At 52.1% G+C, this 17,456-nt stretch carries 17 protein-coding genes; 5 read left to right on the plus strand and 12 right to left on the minus strand.

What is annotated here, in order from left to right:
• Positions 1-173 precede the first annotated feature (173 nt).
• The 4 genes from fdhE to fdnG are packed head-to-tail and all read right to left on the minus strand — an operon-like array spanning position 174 to position 5,697.
• On the minus strand, positions 174-1,103 hold the full coding sequence (fdhE, locus tag KCR01S_RS20245) for a formate dehydrogenase accessory protein FdhE (RefSeq protein ID WP_052284184.1): 930 nt from the start codon (positions 1,101-1,103) through the stop codon (positions 174-176).
• On the minus strand, positions 1,100-1,735 hold the full coding sequence (gene fdoI, locus KCR01S_RS20250) for a formate dehydrogenase cytochrome b556 subunit (RefSeq protein WP_052284185.1): 636 nt from the start codon (positions 1,733-1,735) through the stop codon (positions 1,100-1,102). Before fdoI ends, fdhE begins: the two co-directional genes overlap by 4 nt.
• Complete coding sequence (fdxH, locus tag KCR01S_RS20255) at positions 1,732-2,634, minus strand: formate dehydrogenase subunit beta (protein ID WP_061284813.1); 903 nt, start codon at positions 2,632-2,634, stop codon at positions 1,732-1,734. The genes fdoI and fdxH overlap by 4 nt, the downstream gene beginning before the upstream one ends.
• A gap of 12 nt (positions 2,635-2,646) precedes the next feature.
• Entirely contained in the window at positions 2,647-5,697 is a 3,051-nt protein-coding gene (gene fdnG / locus KCR01S_RS20260) for a formate dehydrogenase-N subunit alpha (protein WP_156478794.1), read from the minus strand.
• A 509-nt stretch (positions 5,698-6,206) separates the two neighbouring features.
• Here fdnG and fdhD point away from each other — a divergent pair.
• Positions 6,207-6,956, plus strand: a complete 750-nt coding sequence (gene fdhD, locus KCR01S_RS20270; protein WP_218007480.1) for a formate dehydrogenase accessory sulfurtransferase FdhD — start codon at positions 6,207-6,209, stop codon at positions 6,954-6,956.
• Positions 6,957-7,084: 128 nt separating this feature from the next.
• Positions 7,085-7,297 carry a YdgH/BhsA/McbA family protein gene (locus KCR01S_RS20275; protein ID WP_061284815.1) on the plus strand — a complete coding sequence of 71 codons (213 nt, stop codon included), beginning with the start codon at positions 7,085-7,087 and terminating at the stop codon, positions 7,295-7,297.
• A gap of 47 nt (positions 7,298-7,344) precedes the next feature.
• Here KCR01S_RS20275 and KCR01S_RS20280 read toward each other — a convergent pair whose 3' ends face one another.
• From KCR01S_RS20280 to KCR01S_RS20295, 4 genes are read right to left on the minus strand one after another with little or no spacing between them, the layout of a single operon-like run.
• Positions 7,345-9,090 (minus strand): putative frv operon regulatory protein, encoded by a 1,746-nt coding sequence (locus tag KCR01S_RS20280; protein WP_061284816.1) that lies wholly within the window; start codon positions 9,088-9,090, stop codon positions 7,345-7,347.
• Positions 9,090-10,160 carry an aminopeptidase gene (locus tag KCR01S_RS20285; RefSeq protein WP_061284817.1) on the minus strand — a complete coding sequence of 357 codons (1,071 nt, stop codon included), beginning with the start codon at positions 10,158-10,160 and terminating at the stop codon, positions 9,090-9,092. The genes KCR01S_RS20280 and KCR01S_RS20285 overlap by 1 nt, the downstream gene beginning before the upstream one ends.
• Positions 10,150-11,595 carry a PTS fructose-like transporter subunit IIBC gene (locus KCR01S_RS20290; protein WP_061284818.1) on the minus strand — a complete coding sequence of 482 codons (1,446 nt, stop codon included), beginning with the start codon at positions 11,593-11,595 and terminating at the stop codon, positions 10,150-10,152. The genes KCR01S_RS20285 and KCR01S_RS20290 overlap by 11 nt, the downstream gene beginning before the upstream one ends.
• A gap of 10 nt (positions 11,596-11,605) precedes the next feature.
• Entirely contained in the window at positions 11,606-12,052 is a 447-nt protein-coding gene (locus tag KCR01S_RS20295; protein WP_061284819.1) for a PTS fructose transporter subunit IIA, read from the minus strand.
• A gap of 316 nt (positions 12,053-12,368) precedes the next feature.
• Between KCR01S_RS20295 and KCR01S_RS20300 the strand changes: the two genes are divergently transcribed.
• On the plus strand, positions 12,369-12,581 hold the full coding sequence (locus KCR01S_RS20300) for a YdgH/BhsA/McbA family protein (protein WP_061284820.1): 213 nt from the start codon (positions 12,369-12,371) through the stop codon (positions 12,579-12,581).
• 41 nt (positions 12,582-12,622) lie between these two features.
• Here the strand turns inward: KCR01S_RS20300 and KCR01S_RS20305 are convergent, their stop codons facing one another.
• Positions 12,623-12,946: an AzlD domain-containing protein gene (locus tag KCR01S_RS20305; RefSeq protein ID WP_061284821.1), complete on the minus strand. Its 324-nt coding sequence runs from the start codon at positions 12,944-12,946 to the stop codon at positions 12,623-12,625.
• Positions 12,946-13,596 carry an AzlC family ABC transporter permease gene (locus tag KCR01S_RS20310; protein ID WP_156478795.1) on the minus strand — a complete coding sequence of 217 codons (651 nt, stop codon included), beginning with the start codon at positions 13,594-13,596 and terminating at the stop codon, positions 12,946-12,948. Before KCR01S_RS20310 ends, KCR01S_RS20305 begins: the two co-directional genes overlap by 1 nt.
• A 115-nt stretch (positions 13,597-13,711) precedes the next feature.
• Between KCR01S_RS20310 and KCR01S_RS20315 the strand changes: the two genes are divergently transcribed.
• Together KCR01S_RS20315 and KCR01S_RS20320 are read left to right on the plus strand one after the other, a co-directional pair.
• A complete protein-coding gene (locus KCR01S_RS20315; RefSeq protein WP_061284823.1) occupies positions 13,712-14,260 on the plus strand; it encodes a helix-turn-helix domain-containing protein in 549 nt (182 codons plus the stop codon).
• A gap of 358 nt (positions 14,261-14,618) precedes the next feature.
• Entirely contained in the window at positions 14,619-16,010 is a 1,392-nt protein-coding gene (locus tag KCR01S_RS20320) for a carbohydrate porin (protein WP_061284824.1), read from the plus strand.
• Between the two features lie 37 nt (positions 16,011-16,047).
• Here the strand turns inward: KCR01S_RS20320 and KCR01S_RS20325 are convergent, their stop codons facing one another.
• Together KCR01S_RS20325 and KCR01S_RS20330 are read right to left on the minus strand one after the other, a co-directional pair.
• Positions 16,048-16,776 (minus strand): GntR family transcriptional regulator, encoded by a 729-nt coding sequence (locus KCR01S_RS20325; protein WP_061284825.1) that lies wholly within the window; start codon positions 16,774-16,776, stop codon positions 16,048-16,050.
• Between the two features lie 115 nt (positions 16,777-16,891).
• The coding region (locus KCR01S_RS20330; RefSeq protein WP_167348842.1) for a PTS transporter subunit EIIC at positions 16,892-17,456 on the minus strand (565 nt) is incomplete at its 5' end.

Genomic DNA, 17,456 nt, shown 5'->3' on the forward strand with positions numbered 1-17,456 from the left:
TATACAGTTATATCCTGGTTCTTCGGTGATGAAAATGAGGTGTTGAGGTTTATTGCTGATTTCGGAAAGAGGATCGCAAAAGGCGAGGAGAGGGGATGAAAAAGGGAAAAGCGCGCTGCGCTGTTTCGTGGTGTAATTAGCCGGGCTGAGTTTGCCCGGCTAGAGTTTGCGATTTATTCGCCTTCACCCGGGAACAAGAACGGGTTGATAGAGCTACGGGCGAACCCTTCCTGCTCCATTCGCGCGTCCAGTACCAGTGAGGCGAGGTCGTCTGCGACCGCTTCGACTTTCGGGTCTTTTTCCTGATAGAGAATCTTCAGGTAAGTGCCGCAATCGCCACAGCTTTCGGCTTTGACGGAAGCCTGCTCGTTGTCCAGCGACCAGTAGTGCAGGTCACGGCTCTGCTCGCAGTTGCTGCATTTCACGCGTACCACGTGCCATTCGGTTTCACACAGGTTGCAGTGCAGGTAGCGAAGCCCCTGGGTGGTACCAATCTGTACCATGCTGGACACCGGCATTGAACCGCAAACCGGGCAGAACTGACGCTGTTCGCCGTATTCCGCGCGGGCTTTACCTGGAATGAGGCTTGCCATCTGCGCCCAGTAGAGTGACAGAGCGGCCCAGATAAACGGCGCTTTGTCGCTGCTGACGGAGGCGAAGTCGGATGCAAACAGCGCGCTGGCCATTTTCTCCAGCTCCTGTTCGGAGGCTTTTTCCAGGTTTTCAATCACAGCTAGCGCCGGGCCGCTCATTTCCGGCTTCAGCTCGGCAATCATGGATTGCAGCAGCGTGTGCCAGTGTTTGTCGCGCGGCAGAACGTGAATATCCAGCGGCGGTTTACCCTGGTCATTCGCTTCTTTCAGACGTGCTGTTAGATCCATCCGCAGCGGGTGGTCATACAGCACCACTTCCTGCGCGTGGGCGATAAGCGCGGCAAAGCGCAGGTAATCGCCTAACGGATTGTTCTCTGCCAGCTCGCGCAGACGTTCAGCACGGCGGTTATAGAGGTTCTTGAGTCTGGGGAATAGTAACGGCGGAATTACTTCCGCCGTGCGTTTCTCGCTCGAACCCAGCTCATCTTGCGGGATTATGCGGATACTCATTCAGATGACTTTTCCTGTTTCTGGCGGACTTCACGGTACCAGCGCGGGTGATGTTTCTTCGCCCATGAACTGGTTACCCATCCTTCCACCATCGCGGTAATGGTGCCTTTCACCCAAAGGGCGGCGTAAATATGCACCATGATAACCACAATTAACGCCACTGCGGCAAATGAATGCAGCATTAACGCAAATCGGATCACCGGGATTGAGAAAGCAGGCGCAAAGTACGGACGCCAGATAATCACACCGCTTACCAGCAGCAGCACCAGGAAGATAATCGCCGCCCAGAATACGCATTTCTGGCCGAAGTTATAACGCCCGGTATCACCTACTTCCTCGTTGACGACGATCTTACGAATATTCTTCGCCCAAAAGATATCATCCCGATTGATTAGATTGTGGTGCCAGTAGCGGAAAAACATGATGATAAACGAAGCAAACATGATCACGCCGACAAACGGGTGCAGAATTCGCGCCAGCTGTGGAGTGCCCATGATTTGCATTAACCAGTTGAAGGAAGGGAAGAAAAATCCCAACCCGCTCACCGCCGCCAGAATGAAGCAGAAGGCGGTGACCCAGTGGTTGATGCGTTCCGGCGCCGTATAGCGCACGATGGTGTCACGTTTTTTCATTTGCGCACCTCATCGTTCTCTTCATGCAGATTGTCTTCTTCCTCTTCAGCACGGTTTGGACCGACACCGACGTAGTGGAAGACACTCGCTGCAAACGTCGCGGCAAAGCCGATAGCCGCCAGCGGTTTCCAGATGCCTTTCCAGAATTTCACGGTGGCGCTGATTTCCGGGTTCTCCGGCAGCCCGTGATACAGATTTGGCTTGTCGGCATGATGCAGCACGTACATGACGTGCGTACCGCCCACGCCAGCCGGGTCGTACAGACCGGCATTGTCATAGCCGCGGGTTTTCAGTTCAGCGACGCGTTCGCCCGCCAGCACCTTCATATCCTCTTTGGAACCAAAGTGGATAGCGCCGGTTGGGCAGGTTTTCACGCAGGCCGGTTCCTGGCCAACCGTTACGCGGTCGACGCACAGCGTACATTTGTAGACGCGGTTGTCTTCCGGGTTGAGGCGCGGCACGTTGAACGGGCAGCCGGCAATGCAATAGCCGCAGCCAATGCACTGCTCTGACTGGAAGTCGACGATACCGTTGGCATACTGAATGATAGCCCCTTCCGACGGACATGCCTTCAGGCAGCCCGGGTCGGCGCAGTGCATGCAGCCATCCTTACGGATAAGCCATTCCAGTTTGTCGTTCTGCTCCACTTCCGAAAAACGCATCACCGTCCAGGATTTGGCGGTCAAATCGGCCGGGTTATCGTAAACCCCGACGTTGCTACCGATTTCATCGCGGATGTCGTTCCACTCCGAACAGGCCACCTGACAAGCTTTACAGCCGATGCAGGTGGTGACGTCGATGAGCTTCGCCACCTCTTCCTGGTGATCCCGCGCCTGAGGCGCGGGGGTGAAACCGTTAGTGGCGGAACGACGGATAATGTCTTGAGATTGATAAGCCATAGGTCGTCTCCGTTACACCTTTTCCACGTTCACGAGGAAGGACTTAAACTCCGGCGTTTGCGTGTTCGCATCGCCGACGAATGGCGTCAATGTGTTGGCGATAAAGCCTTTTTTCGCCACACCTTCATAGCCCCAGTGGATTGGAATACCGATAGTGTCGATATCCTTACCGTCAACTTTCAGCGTGCGAATACGCTTGGTCACCACCGCCTTAGCCTTGATGTAGCCACGGTTGGAGGAGACCCTAACGGTATCGCCGTGCGCGATGCCGAGTTTATTTGCCAGCTTCTCACCGATCTCGACAAACTGCTCCGGCTGAGCGATAGCGTTCAGCAGCGCATGCTTGGTCCAGTAGTGGAAGTGCTCGGTTAAACGATAGGTGGTACCGACGTACGGGAACTTGTCCGCTTTACCCAACGCTTCCTTATCGCCTTTAAAGATACGGGCGGCAGGGTTGGAGATAACGTTCGGGTGCAGCGGGTTGGTACCCAGCGGCGTTTCAAACGGTTCGTAGTGTTCCGGGAACGGACCTTCCGCCATCTTATCGAGGGCAAACAGACGTCCCATCCCTTCCGGCTGCATGATAAACGGCCCCACGTTGCTGCCTGGTGCGGCGGCACTGTAGTCCGGAATATCCACGCCGCCCCACTTCGCGCCGTCCCATTTCAGGAGCTGACGCTTCGGATCCCACGGTTTACCCTGCGGGTCTGCGGAAGCACGGTTATACAGAATGCGGCGGTTCAGAGGCCATGCCCAGGCCCAGCCCAGCGTGTTGCCAAGGCCGGATGGATCGGCGTTATCGCGGCGCGCCATCTGGTTGCCATCAGGCGTCCAGCTACCGGCGAAGATCCAGCAGCCGCTCGCGGTGGTGCCGTCATCGCGCAGTTGGGCAAACGAGCTAAGCTGTTGGCCTTTCTTCACGATAACTCCGCCGGTGGCCGGGTCGATAATATCGGCCAGCGCCTTGCCGTTGCTCTCCATCGCCACTTCCTCAGACGCCGGCTCTTCTGGCGTCGAGTAGTTCCAGGTCATGTTCAGCACCTGCTCTGGAACCGGCCCCCCCTCTTCGGCGTACATCTTGCGCAAGCGTAAGAAGATACCGGCCAGGATCTCACCGTCGGTTCTGGCAATCCCCGGGGCATCGGCGCCTTTCCAGTGCCACTGCAGCCAGCGGCCGGAGTTGACGATAGAGCCATTTTCTTCGGCGAAACAAGTCGATGGCAGACGGAACACTTCGGTCTGAATTTTCGATGGGTCGACATCGTTCGACTCACCGTGGTTCTGCCAGAACGTTGACGTCTCCGTGTTGAGCGGATCGATGGTCACCAGGAACTTCAGTTTCGACAGTGACGCGACAATCTTATTCTTGTTCGGGAATGAGGCGACCGGGTTAAAGCCCTGGCAGATATAGCCGTTGACCTTGCCCTGGTTCATCATTTCGAAGTACTGCAGGACGTCATACCCTTTATCCCACTTCGGCAGCCAGTCAAAGCCCCAGCTGTTTTCTGCCGTGGCTTTGTCGCCGTAGAAGGATTTCATCATCGAGACGAAGAATTTCGGGTAGTTGCCCCAGTAGTTAACCTGGCCATCCAGCAGCGGTTTTGGCGTATTGGCGGCGAGATAGGTTTGCAGGTCAGCCTGCTTCTCGCTTGGCAACGTCATATATCCCGGCAGGCTCTGAGACAGCAGCCCAAGGTCAGTCAGACCCTGAATATTGGAGTGACCACGCAGGGCGTTCACGCCGCCGCCGGCCATCCCCATGTTACCCAGCAGCAGCTGGATCATCGCCATAGTACGGATGTTCTGGGCGCCAATAGAGTGCTGAGTCCAGCCCAGTGCATACAGGAACGACGCGGTTTTATCGTGGGCACTGGTTTCTGCGATGTACTCGCAGACCTTCAGGAAATCCGCTTTTGGCGTACCGCAAATCTGTTCAACCACTTCCGGCGTGTAGCGGGAAATATGCTGCTTCAACAGATTCCAGACGCAGCGTGGATGGCTGAGAGTGGTATCGCGTTTGGCGTGACCGTTCTCATCCAGCTCGTAGTTCCAGGACGTTTTATCGTACTTACGCGCTTCTGGGTCATAACCGCTGAACAGGCCATCGTCAAAGCTAAAGTCTTCGCGCACGATAAGGCTGGCGTTGGTATAGGCTTCGGTGTACTCGCGGTTGAATTTTTCGTTATTCAACAGGTACAGCATGACGCCTGACAGGAAGGTAATGTCAGTACCGGAGCGAATAGGGGCGTAGAAATCCGCCACTGACGCGGTACGCGTAAAGCGGGGATCGATAACAATCAGCTTCGCGCCATTATGGATCTTGGCTTCCATCGCCCAGCGGAATCCCACCGGATGCGCTTCTGCCGCGTTCCCACCCATCACCACGATGAGGTTGGCGTTCTTCATGTCGACCCAGTGGTTGGTCATCGCACCGCGACCAAATGTTGGAGCAAGACTTGCTACCGTTGGTCCGTGTCAGACACGCGCCTGGTTGTCGACCGCGAGCATACCCAGCGCGCGAGTGAATTTCTGTGTTAAATAGCCAGTTTCGTTACTAGATGCCGAAGCGCACAGCATACCGGTGGAGAGCCAACGGTTGACGGTGGTACCCGCATCGTTCTTTTCAATAAAGTTGGCATCGCGGTCGGCTTTCATCAGTTTAGAGATGCGGTCAAATGCCTCATCCCAACTGATTTGTTGCCATTTATCGGAGCCTGGCGCGCGATATTCTGGATACTTCAGGCGGCTTTCGGAGTGGATAAAGTCCACCAGACCTGCGCCTTTCGGGCACAGTGCACCACGGTTTACCGGGTGATCCGGGTCCCCTTCGATATGGAAAATTGAGGCTTTCGCGTTTTTTGCGCCGTCGCCGAGGCTATACATTAAAAGCCCACAACCGACAGAGCAGTAAGTGCAGGTGTTACGGGTTTCGCGGGTGCGCAGCAATTTGTACTGCCGTGTTTCCGCGAGTGCGATTCCTGGGGCAAAGCCCAGCGCCGCTGCCGTGGTTCCTGCCATACCGCCAGCGCAGATCTTAAAGAACTGCCTTCTGCTGACCTGCATGGTTAGCTCCTTGTTTCGACATTGTCATTGCTTGTAGTTTTTCTTCGCCGGGGTGTGGCAAAGGTACTGAATCCTGCTATGCCCTCAATTCCTGGAGGGCTTTGATTCAGAATACCACATTATCGGTAGGCTTGTTCCAATGCGGTTAATGACAGGTGAATGGATTTTGCTCGTATTAACATTGAACTGCGATGTCGATCGCAAAATAGTCTGATTTTCAGCGCTTTTTGGTACATCATTAACGGCTTTAACCATAAGGGGTTAGCAAGTCTTCGCCAGGTTTTTGTCCGCGATCAGACATCAAAAATCGGAATTGAGCGTTATTGCACCACAAACTTGATCCATAATAAGCCTCAATTCCCTCATGTTGTGATGGAATAGATGCCCCGTATTTCCCGACGTTGTTCAGAGTATTTGCCGTGTTTAATGTTAAAGATGAAGTCGAGCCCAAATCCACGTTCCAGTTGATTGGTGCGGTCGAGCGTTCTGTCTTCAGAAGGCCACAAATTATGCAACCCACCCAGGATATTCTCGCCGAAGAAGTTCCCGTTGCGTTGGTCTACAACGGCATTTCACACGTCGTAATGATGGCGACGCCAAAAGACCTTGAAGCCTTTGCTATCGGCTTCTCGCTGTCGGAAGGGATTATCGAGCATCCTCGGGAAATTTTCGGTATCGAAGTGGTACCAGCCTGCAACGGTATGGAGGTTCGTATTGAACTGTCCAACCGCCGATTTATGGGGCTTAAAGAGCGCCGCCGCGCGCTAGCTGGGCGGACGGGCTGTGGCGTTTGTGGTGTTGAACAACTCAATGATATTGGTAAACCTATCAAGCCGTTGCCTTTTAGCCAAACGTTCGATTTAGCCTACCTCGACCATGCGCTCCGCCATTTAAATGACGTTCAGCCCGTCGGCCGTGAAACCGGCTGTACTCATGCTGCGGCCTGGATTATGCCATCGGGTGAACTGGTGGGTGGGCACGAAGACGTTGGCCGCCACGTAGCGCTTGATAAACTGCTAGGGCATCGGGCAAAAGAAGGTGCCATTTGGCAGGCAGGGGCTGCACTGGTCTCCAGTCGCGCCAGTTACGAAATGGTGCAAAAGTCGGCGATGTGCGGCGTTGAGATTCTGTTTGCCGTCTCTGCGGCGACCACGCTGGCGGTGGAAGTTGCCGAACGCTGCAACCTGACGCTGGTGGGATTCTGTAAGCCGGGAAGAGCGACAATTTACACGCATCCACAGCGATTGATTGGTGCCTAAATAATATTCAATTATTTTGACAGATAACAGCAAATCCTTCCGCTTTTAGTTGATGGAGATGTGACCTATTATTTATCACATCAAGGCGAGACGCCTTATCCAAACAACTAAGTTAAAGGGTTTATATCATGAAAAGCATCAAAACTTTCGTTGCAGTTATCGCTCTGGCTACTTCATTCGGTTCTTTTGCAGCCCAAACCGTGACCGCAACCGCCTCTACCATTGATGGCGCAGAAGCGAAAATTGCTGCTCAGGCTGAACAAGCAGGTGCAAGCTCTTACAAAATTACCCAGGCCTATGCCGGTAACCGCGTGCACATGACTGCTGAACTGAGCAAATAAGCCGTCAGCCACTGTCGAAAGAGCGCCCTTGGGGCGCTTTTTTGTTTCTAGCGTTTAAGTAAGGCAATGAAGTCGTCATAGCTGGCCAGGCCGTGGATCACGTCAGGCGGCAGGCCGTAGAGTACGCTTGCTAAATAACTAAACACTTTCAATTCATTGCGTGCATCGGCGGCGGCGCAGGCAATAAGCACATGGCGTACCGGTTCATTATTAACCTGTAACGGATACGCGAGCGTGATAAAAAAACCGCGAAAATGGCGCGCCTGTTCACTCCAGCAGTGGGGGATCGCCAACTGATTGACGATCAAATTCTCGCCTTCATCTTCCCGGGAGCGGATACGCTGTGCTTCATCTTGCGTAATATGATTTTGCTTCACGAGTCGTTCGCATATTTGCGCAGTAATACTGCGCCAGGATTCATCCGCTGAATTGGCATAATGGAAACTCCCCTGCGCCGAGAAGAAACGTTCAGGCTGCTGGCGAATAAATGCCGTCGTGAGGAAGTTTTTAATCTGCTCAGTGCCCGCTGAGGTAATGATATTTTTAATTGTCAGGACGTTTTGCTGTGCGTCGTCGATCAGGTGGTGGCTATTATTGACGATTAGGATGGGTTCAACTTCCAGACTCATCGCGGAAACTTCGGCCGGTGTCCGCGCAATCATGACCCGGCAATTTAAGACATCCCGCTCGATTGCCTGCTGGTTAATGGTGGCAATCGCATTCTGATCGGATAACAAAATAATGGGCTGACGTTCGTTTTGATGCCTTTCCAGCGCGCAGGCAAAGTAAAGCCCGATGAGGTCACTATCAAACAGTGGAATATCCAGCTTCTCACGTAGCCGCGCCAGAAAGTGCAGGCTCATATCGAACGCGGCGGGCCATGCAGCCTTTAAGTTGTTCATGCTACCCTGCCGATTTTCCGGGAGCCACACCGGTGCGGACAAGCTGCGCAGTAAGTGTCCGGTAACATTATCGACCAGCTGGGTATCGATAATGTTCAATGAGGTGATGCCTGGAATGCTATGCAACAGCGTGATAACGGTATCAGAAGATATCGTCATGGCCTGTTGCTGCTGTTTTTCCAGCAGACCTGCCAGCGTTCTGAATGCCTTATTACTGAGATAAATGTCCGCCTGCTCCACGGCGTTTTTCAAACTGCTCTGTCGACATTCAGGCCATGCGGCCGTGAGCTGATTGCGCAGGGCGTACACCGCCAGGATCAGGCTGGCGAGGTACTCGCTGGATATTCGCGGGAATGCGTCAATGTTCCGACATGCCACATTGAGTTTTTCAATGTTGCTCTGGGTAATGCCTGGCAATGGGATTAATAGCGGATCCCGTTTTAAAAGATTGGCCAGCAAAATGATGCGTTTATCTTCCGGTTCGTCGATAAAATGCCCCTGACCAGGGCGGCTGGCAAGGCAAAATGCTCGCTCGTAGCGCTGCTTCAGGCGCAGCAATCTGTCTGCGACCCAGGTTTCGGGTAAATTGAGGATTGAGGCCAGCTGCAGACGAGGAGTGAAGGCGTTAAGCAAAAGAAACGCCAGCAACCGGTCATCATTATCATGCCGCTGTAGCAGCTGAAAAAAACCGCGTCTGTCGGCAATATCCAACTGATAGCCCGCGCTGCCACCGGGATGAATACGTGCCCGGCCGCTCAGGGTAAAATTGAGGTAATCAATGTCGCGTAAAATTGTGCGGCTTGAAACGCCAGTTTGTCGTGCAAGTTCGCTCAACGAACAGGGCCGCTGTTCGAGAATTTCCACGAGCTTTAACTGGCGTTCACTGAGCATCAGGGAACCTGACGAAAATCGCGATAGGCGTTCACTTTTTCGGCCGTGAGCGTGGTGAGCAGCTCGTGTACCAGCGCAAAGAGAGCATCATAATCCGTTACGGAAATCATGCCGCTATTGGCGTGAAGATAACGAGTCGGAAGGCATAAGGCGGCGACCGGCCGACCGCCGCCCATGACGTTATAGCGTCCGCCATCCGTTGCCCCGGTTTTCATGGTGGAAAACTGGAGCGGGGCGCGACTGGCTTTGGCGCTGTTTTTCAGTGCAGACACCAGATGCTGATTGGGGAAATAACGTTTATCAAACAGCATCAGCCCTGGCCCATCGCCCAGCCTTAGCGGATATTTAATGTTATCGATGCCGGGAACATCGCCGGCGACGGCGGTATCCAGCACGATGACCATATCGGGTTTGATCTGCTCTGCTGAAGTTTGCGCGCCGCGTAAGCCGACCTCTTCCTCAACGCTGCCTACGCCATACAGCGTAATTTCAGGGTTATTCACCGCCTGGAGCAGTTCGGCCATCAGCGCGCAGCCGACGCGATTATCCAGCGCTTTGCCCACGACTTTATCTGTTCCCCAGCGAGCAAAATTCGCCTCGGGGCTAATAAAATCACCAACCGAAACCCCACACTTTTCTACGTCTTCGCGGCAATTTGCCCCAATATCGATGAACATTTCATCAAATGACAACGGCTGCTGTTTCTGTTTTTCAGTCAGAGCGTGCGGAGCCACGGAACCGATCACGCCGGGGATTTTTGCACCCGAGCGGCAGCGCACCGTCACCCGATGGTTGAGCATTGACTGGTTCCACCAACCGCCGATGGTAGTGAAGCGAATAAAGCCGCTCTCATCGATATGCGTCACCATAAAGCCCACTTCATCCATATGCCCGACAATGGCGACTTTTGGCCCGCGGGTTCCTTTTCGGGCAATAAAGCTACCGAGGCCATCAAAGCTGATTTCATCTGCGCAGGGGGCCAGCGTCTTAATCAGGATTGAGCGAACTTCCTGCTCATCGCCGCTGACGGCGCTGGCTTCGCATAAATGCTGTAGTAACTCAATGTTCATGGGCAAGCTCCTGCTGTGCGGCTTTACGTTTGAGCCACAGTCCTTTCAGAATGATGATGAGCGAGATGTTGAGCGCCAGGCCAATGGCCAGCACCAGATAAAATGACCCTACCGGGGACATCAGGCCGATCAGCGGATCAAAGATACCTAAACCCGGAGCCAGACGTTTGATTCCGAAAGCGATGACCAGCATGCCGGTAATACCGCCGGAAAGCGTATTGGCGGTGATCATCGGTAGCGGTGCAGCCAGGGCGTAGGGGATTGCCGGTTCGGTGGCGACGGTTGCGCCGACCACGATCGCGCTACTGGCCGCGGCCTTCTCCTGTTGGGTAAATAATTTCGGCGCCAGATAGGTGGCAATACCTGCCGCGACAGGTGGCATCAGCGCCACGACGCCTACAATGGCGTACCAGTCGTAGATGTGTTTTTCCAGCAGCGAGAAACAGAAGAACCAGGCGGTTTTGTTGATTGGCCCACCCATGTCGAATGCCAGCATTGCGCCAACCAAAAAGGCGGCACCCATTTTCATGGAAGGTGGAATGGTGTTCAGGAAGTGCAGCAGGCCGCCCATGATATCCGACATCACCGGACCTACGACATAGTAGGTCAGCACGCCGAAAACCAGCAGGGTGACGAAGGGGATCAGCATTGAGCCGAGCAGTGGCTGTAGGGCTTTGCCAAGGCGGACTTTGCGAAACCACAGGACGAAATAGCCGATCGCTAGCCCGAGAACCACCGCGCCGAGAAAACCGGCCCCGGACTGCGTACCGAGCAACCCTTTATCGTTCGCCAGGTAGCAGACCAGGAACGCCGGGGCGAACGCGGGTTTATCAGCAATCGACCACGCAATATATGCCCCCATTATGGGGATCATAAACGTAAAGCCGAGGTAGCCGATGGATTCGACGATCCAGGTAAATGACGGCGCGCCTTTTGACATGTAGGTGTAAGGGAGGCCGAACTGCACCAGCATATTGGCGATGGCCACCAGGATGCCGCCGCCGATAACAAAAGGCAGAGCTGCAGAAACGCCGGCCATCAAATGGCTCATGACGCTGCCCTGCTGTACCTCCTGCTTACCCAGCTTCACGCTGCTATCCGCCGCGAAAAGATGAGAATGTGAAGGAAGCTGCAGGAATATTTGATCGATATTTTTCAGCGCCTGCGAAATCGCGATCTCATAGACCTTTTTTCCGGCAAAACGCGCCCGATCTTCACCGCTTAAGCCACGCCCCGTGGCCAGAATCACGTAATCAGCGGCAGCAATTTCATCATTGGTCAGGCGGTTTTCGACACCGCTCGACCCTTGAGTTTCAACTTTAATCGTATGGCCGAGTGCTCGTGCTTTTTGCTCAAGCGCCTCGGCAACCATGTAAGTGTGGGCAATGCCAGCAGGGCAGTTGGTGATTGCGACTAAACGTAAGGATGACGCCATAGCCATTTCCTTATGAGGTTAAGGTCTGATTTAACAACGCAAGTACCTGGTCGGCATCGCCTTGTTTCAGCTGATGGATAAAATCCTGATGAATGATTTTTCGGCACAGGGTACCGATGATTTGAACCTGAGCATCCTCGCCGCTTTGCGGCACCCCGAGGCATATCCAACAATTGACGGCTTCGCCGTCATTGGCTTTCCAGTCGACGAGCTGAGATTTGCGGGCAAACAAAACGAATGGCCGCTGTACCGAGGCGCTTTTGCCATGTGGGACGGCGATGCCTGAGCCAAACCCAGTGGAGTGCATCTTTTCCCGCAGCAGCAGCGTTTGCAGAAATTTCTGGCGGTCAGCGATATGCCCGTTCTGAAACGCCATATCTGCCAACTGCTTGAGAATGGCGTACACACTATTCCCCTGGATGTTCAGGTTAATGCACTTCGCGGTAAGGGTTGGCACGGTGAGGCTCCATTAAAATGTGTGAAGCTTAATAGTAGCGATGAGAGGAGGAGGCGATGAGCCGCAATATGTCAGTGTGGGGTGACATATTGCGTAATAAGCAGGCGCATGCTTTGTGCGAAAGCCCACATTTCAAGCGGTATGAACGATGGGAGAGCGGAGAGATTGCGTGGATTTTTGGTGATTAATTATTAGTCAATTATTTTGACAGATAACAGCAAATCCTTCCGCTTTTAGTTGATGGAGATGTGACCTATTATTTATCACATCAAGGCGAGACGCCTTATCCAAACAACTAAGTTAAAGGGTTTATATCATGAAAAGCATCAAAACTTTCGTTGCAGTTATCGCTCTGGCTACTTCATTCGGTTCTTTTGCAGCCCAAACCGTGACCGCAACCGCCTCTACCATTGATGGCGCAGAAGCGAAAATTGCTGCTCAGGCTGAACAAGCAGGTGCAAGCTCTTACAAAATTACTCAGGCCTATTCCGGTAACCGCGTGCACATGACTGCTGAACTGAGCAAATAAGCCGTCAGCCACTGTCGAAAGAGCGCCCTTGGGGCGCTTTTTTAGTTTATGCCCGCAAGACGCAGCAGCGCTGTGACGATAGCCGCGGCAAAGATCACCACGATTAATGGTGCTTTACGCCAGGCAAGAAACACGGCAAATCCGACTCCCAGCACACGTGCCATGCCGGAGAAGTGCTCACCTTCGTAGAAGGTCGTCACCAGGGCGACGGAAAAGAGCAGGACCGTCGCGGCATCAGAAAGTAGTGCTTGCGAACGCTCCGAGAATGCCAGCCGGCTGCCTAGTTTTGCCCCGCCAAGGCGCATGAGATAGGTTCCGACGGACAAAATGGCGATCCCCGCAATAAACAGCGTCATATTTCCCATTATTTTTTCCTCGCCAGCAGGCCAAATAGTGAAAGCAATGCCGGCAGCCCAACCGGGGCGAAAGGCACGCTCGCCAGCGATAACGCAGTGCCGCTGCAGGCGCGAATCAGCGTCGTTCGGCTTTTAAAGGCGGGGACCACTAAAGCAAGCAAAATGGCCGGGAAAACGGCATCAAGACCGATGGTTTCTGGAGCGGGTAACAGCTTGCCGACGGCGGCGCCAAAGAGCGTGCCCAGTGGCCAGAAAAGCGCAACGCCTGCACCGCAGAGCCAGAATGCGGCTTTACGCTGTTCATGCGTGGGTTGTGATAATCCAAATACCACGCTCTCGTCATTCATGATATGGCAACCTATAAAGCTGGCGGCACGGCGTCCAACGAGATCGCGTACCGTAACGCCAAAGGGAATATGGCGGGCGTTGACCAACAATCCCGCGGCAGCAGCGGCGAGCGGGTTACCGCCGCTGGCGACGATACCAATAAACATAAATTCTGATGCGCCCGCGAGTACTGAGACTGAAAGCAGCAGCGGTACCCAAAGCGGAAAACCATACGCCATCGCCAACGAACCGTAGGAGACCCCCACGACGCCAACGGCCAGGCAGACCAGGAAAATAGCTTTAATCGTGCCGCCTTTCAGGCAGGAGAACATTTTCAATGACATCTAAAATTTACCATATCGAACGAGATCTCCATTATAATGAACGAATCGGGGTGGTAGTTCAAGGCGAACAATTCGTTCGATATATAAAACGATGGAGTGATGTATGACGCAGCCAATCAGCGTGATTGCAAAAAGCCTGGTACGTGAACGCGCGAGAACGGGGCTATCTTTAGCCGAAATTGCGCGTCGTGCAGGTATTGCCAAATCCACGCTATCTCAGCTTGAGGCTGGGAACGGTAACCCAAGTCTTGAAACGCTATGGGCGCTTTGCGTTGCGCTGGGGATCCCTTTCGCCCGCCTGCTTGAGCCCCAGCCAAATAAAACTCAGGTTATTCGTCGTGGCGAAGGGACCAGGGTGATTGCCGAGCAGGCAAATTATCAGGCAACGCTGCTGGCTGCGTGTCCGCCTGGTGCACGTCGCGATATCTATTTGCTGACGACACAACCAGGGGCCGACAGAATTTCGCATCCTCATCCACCGGGTTCGGTTGAGCACATTATTATCACGCAGGGGCGAGCGATGGTCGGCTTAACCAGTGCGCCTGAAGAACTGAGCGCTGGAGATTACATTTGCTATCCAGCTGATGAAGAACACCTGTTTAAAGCGCTGGAGCCGGATACGATGGCGCTGCTGGTGGCGGAACAAAATTAACAATGATTGGATACGATAATATATATACACAAACGTATCCAATATATAATAAGCATATTGCCAGACTGATGTTATATTTTTATTGTTTGAATTTAAAAATAACTCTCCTTAATATTTGTCAATAATTGCAATTATTTCTTAATTTTCAGTGTTACCTCGCTCACGATCTTTCAATGAACGTTGTTTACGCACCAAATTTTATTGGCTAGTGTGTTGGTTCGGTTTAAAAAGTGTTTATTTAAACCTGAGTGCTTTGTTTTCTTATTAAATTATAAAAACATTCATCGTTATTATATGAATGCACCTGAAACCCCTCTCTGGGTTTCAGCGGGATTCTTTATTTCAAGGATAGTAAATAATGAAGAAATCAACCCTGGCAATCGCTATTGGATTATTATTGGTGGCCAATACCGGTTCCGCTAAAACAACAAAAATGACGTTGGAACAGCGACTGGAACAGTTAGAAAATCGTCTGGAAGCCGCAGAAATGCGCGCCGATCGGGCAGAGCAGAAGGTACAAGATCTGCAGGTTCAGCAGGAAGCTGAAATTAAAGAAATTAAGGCTGTACAAGGCAATACGCCGGTGAATCGCCAGGCGCCAGCAGAAGAAACCAAGAAAAACGTCTCCACGCCAAACCTGATGCTTTCAGGATATGGCGATCTGAAAATTTATGGTGACGTCGAATTCAACATGGATGCTGCAAGTAATCATGGCATTCTGGCGATGACAAATCCGAATGGCAACGATCCATCGAATGAGAAATGGGATGTAAATGGTCGAATATTGCTTGGTTTTGACGGTACACGTAAATTAGATAACGGCTATTATGCGGGGTTCTCGGCACAACCGCTGGGCGATCTCTCCGGCTCGGTGAATATCGATGACTCGGTGTTCTTCTTTGGTAAAGAAAATGACTGGAAAATTAAAGTGGGTCGTTTCGAAGCCTACGACATGTTCCCGCTTAATCAGGATACCTTTGTTGAACACTCAGGAAATACCGCGAACGATCTTTATGATGATTGCAGCGGATATATCTATATGATGAAAGAAGGCCGCGGTCGTTCTGATTCTGGTGGCAACTTCCTGATGAGCAAACAGATCGATAACTGGTACTTTGAATTAAACACCCTGATGGAAGACGGTACTTCGCTGTACCAGGATCAGCAATATCACGGGCGTGACATCGATCAGCAGAAAAACGTCATTTATCTACGTCCGGTGGTGGCGTGGTCTGCAACGGATGAATTCACCGTATCTGCGGGTATGGAAAGTAACGTGATTAATAACGCATACGGTTATACCAACGGCCAGGGGCAGTTTGTCGATCAGTCCGACCGTACGGGCTATGGCCTAACCATGACCTGGAACGGGCTGAAGAACGATCCGGATAATGGTGTCGTCATTAACGCCAATACCGCATATCTCGATGCAGATAACGAAAAAGACTTTACCGCTGCGGCTAATATACTGTGGAAACGCTTTGAATTGGGTTATATCTACGCCCATAACAAGGTTGACGACTATGCAGGGGTTGTGTGCGATAACGACTGCTGGATTAATGATGAAGGAACGTATGATATTCATACTTTCCACACGTCGTATCAGTTTGCTAACGTCATGGATATGCAGAACTTTAATATCTATCTCGGCGCCTATTACTCCATCCTGGATAGCAATGGCGATAATCATAATGGTACCGGATCTGACGATCGCTACGGTGCACGCGTTCGCTTCAAATACTTCTTCTAATTATTGTCGTGAGGAAAACGCCCGCGATGGGCGTTTTCTATTTTCCTACCCAGCTATTTTTAACCTTAAATTTATCTGCTCGGTTGTAGCTGCATGAGTAGTTGAATGGCGTTCCATCTTCGAGTTTTGTGACTCCTGTCACCTTTAACATCGGTTTTCCGGCCGGAATAACGAGCAAGGCAGCCAGAGCATCATCAAAAATATCGGCCTCAATGACTGAGTTATAGAATTTTATTTTCTTGCTGGTTTTTACCTCGATGTATTCATACAGCGAACCTGTTTCCAGCACTGAATTTTCAATAACGTCAATAACGGCACAATCTATCCATGAGTCTTCAACGAGAACGGGCTCGTCATTAATCATACGCACACGGCGAATATAATGAACGGGATGCTTATCGGTGATGCCAAGATGTTGTGCGACGAGAGTTGGAGCGGGGAGAATTTGCGCCACGATGAGCCGACTGGTGACTTTGGCCTGCAGTTGGAATTCACGTGAGAAACCCAGAATAGAACTGCTGCTGCCGTTATTGAGCATAAAGACATTGTCTTGCAGGACGCGGGAGACAAACATACCCTTACCGTGCACTCTCTCAATAAACCCTTCCTGCTCAAGAGTATGCATTGCTTTCTGTAGTGTCACTCGCGTGACGTTATACTGTGCAGCAAGCTCGCGTTCAGAGGGAATTTTGTCCCCAAGCGCGTATTTTTTTTCCAGAATCGCGTCTTTTATACTGTTTTTTATCTCGATATATCGGGCCGTCATTTTCGTTTTTTCCGTGGATATCCAGAGAGCGGGGCGCTACTTCACCATTGGCGGCTGTTACAGCCAGAAGTGAAGCAGCGTCAGTGTAGCATGGCTCTCTAGCGGGCCATGGGCATTATGCGTTTGCTTCTACCATTTTGGCGTCTTCCATTGCTTCTGCCGCCAATTGGTTTCGTTCCATCATTTTGAAGAAAGGGAAATAGATAAGCGTTGACATGATGACCATACAACCCGACCAGATGGCCGCAGGAATGTTACCGGCGGTGGCGAAATAGGCATTCAGAATCGGTGGCATCGTCCACGGGATCTGAAACACCGGACGCGCAATAATATTAAAATCCATCAGCAGGTAGGAGCAGCAGCAAAGTACCATTGGTGTGATGATTAGGGGTAGCATCATTAACGGGTTGAACACGATAGGAACGCCGAAGATCACTGGTTCATTGATACAAAATATGGCAGGTCCAATGGACATTCTGCCTAGTGATTTGTAATAACGGCTTTTTGAGATAAGCATTGCCAGCACGAGGCCCATCGTGGCGCCTGAGCCGCCGGAGCAGATAAAAAAGTTATAGAAACCTTCTGCTGTAATGTGCGGAACCGGTTGGTGAGCGAGAAAGGCCTGCGTATTTTCGGCGATAAATTTCAAAAATATAGGACTAGTGATCCCGGAAAGTACT

Source organism: Kluyvera cryocrescens NBRC 102467 (genome assembly GCF_001571285.1).
Lineage (GTDB): Bacteria > Pseudomonadota > Gammaproteobacteria > Enterobacterales > Enterobacteriaceae > Kluyvera > Kluyvera cryocrescens.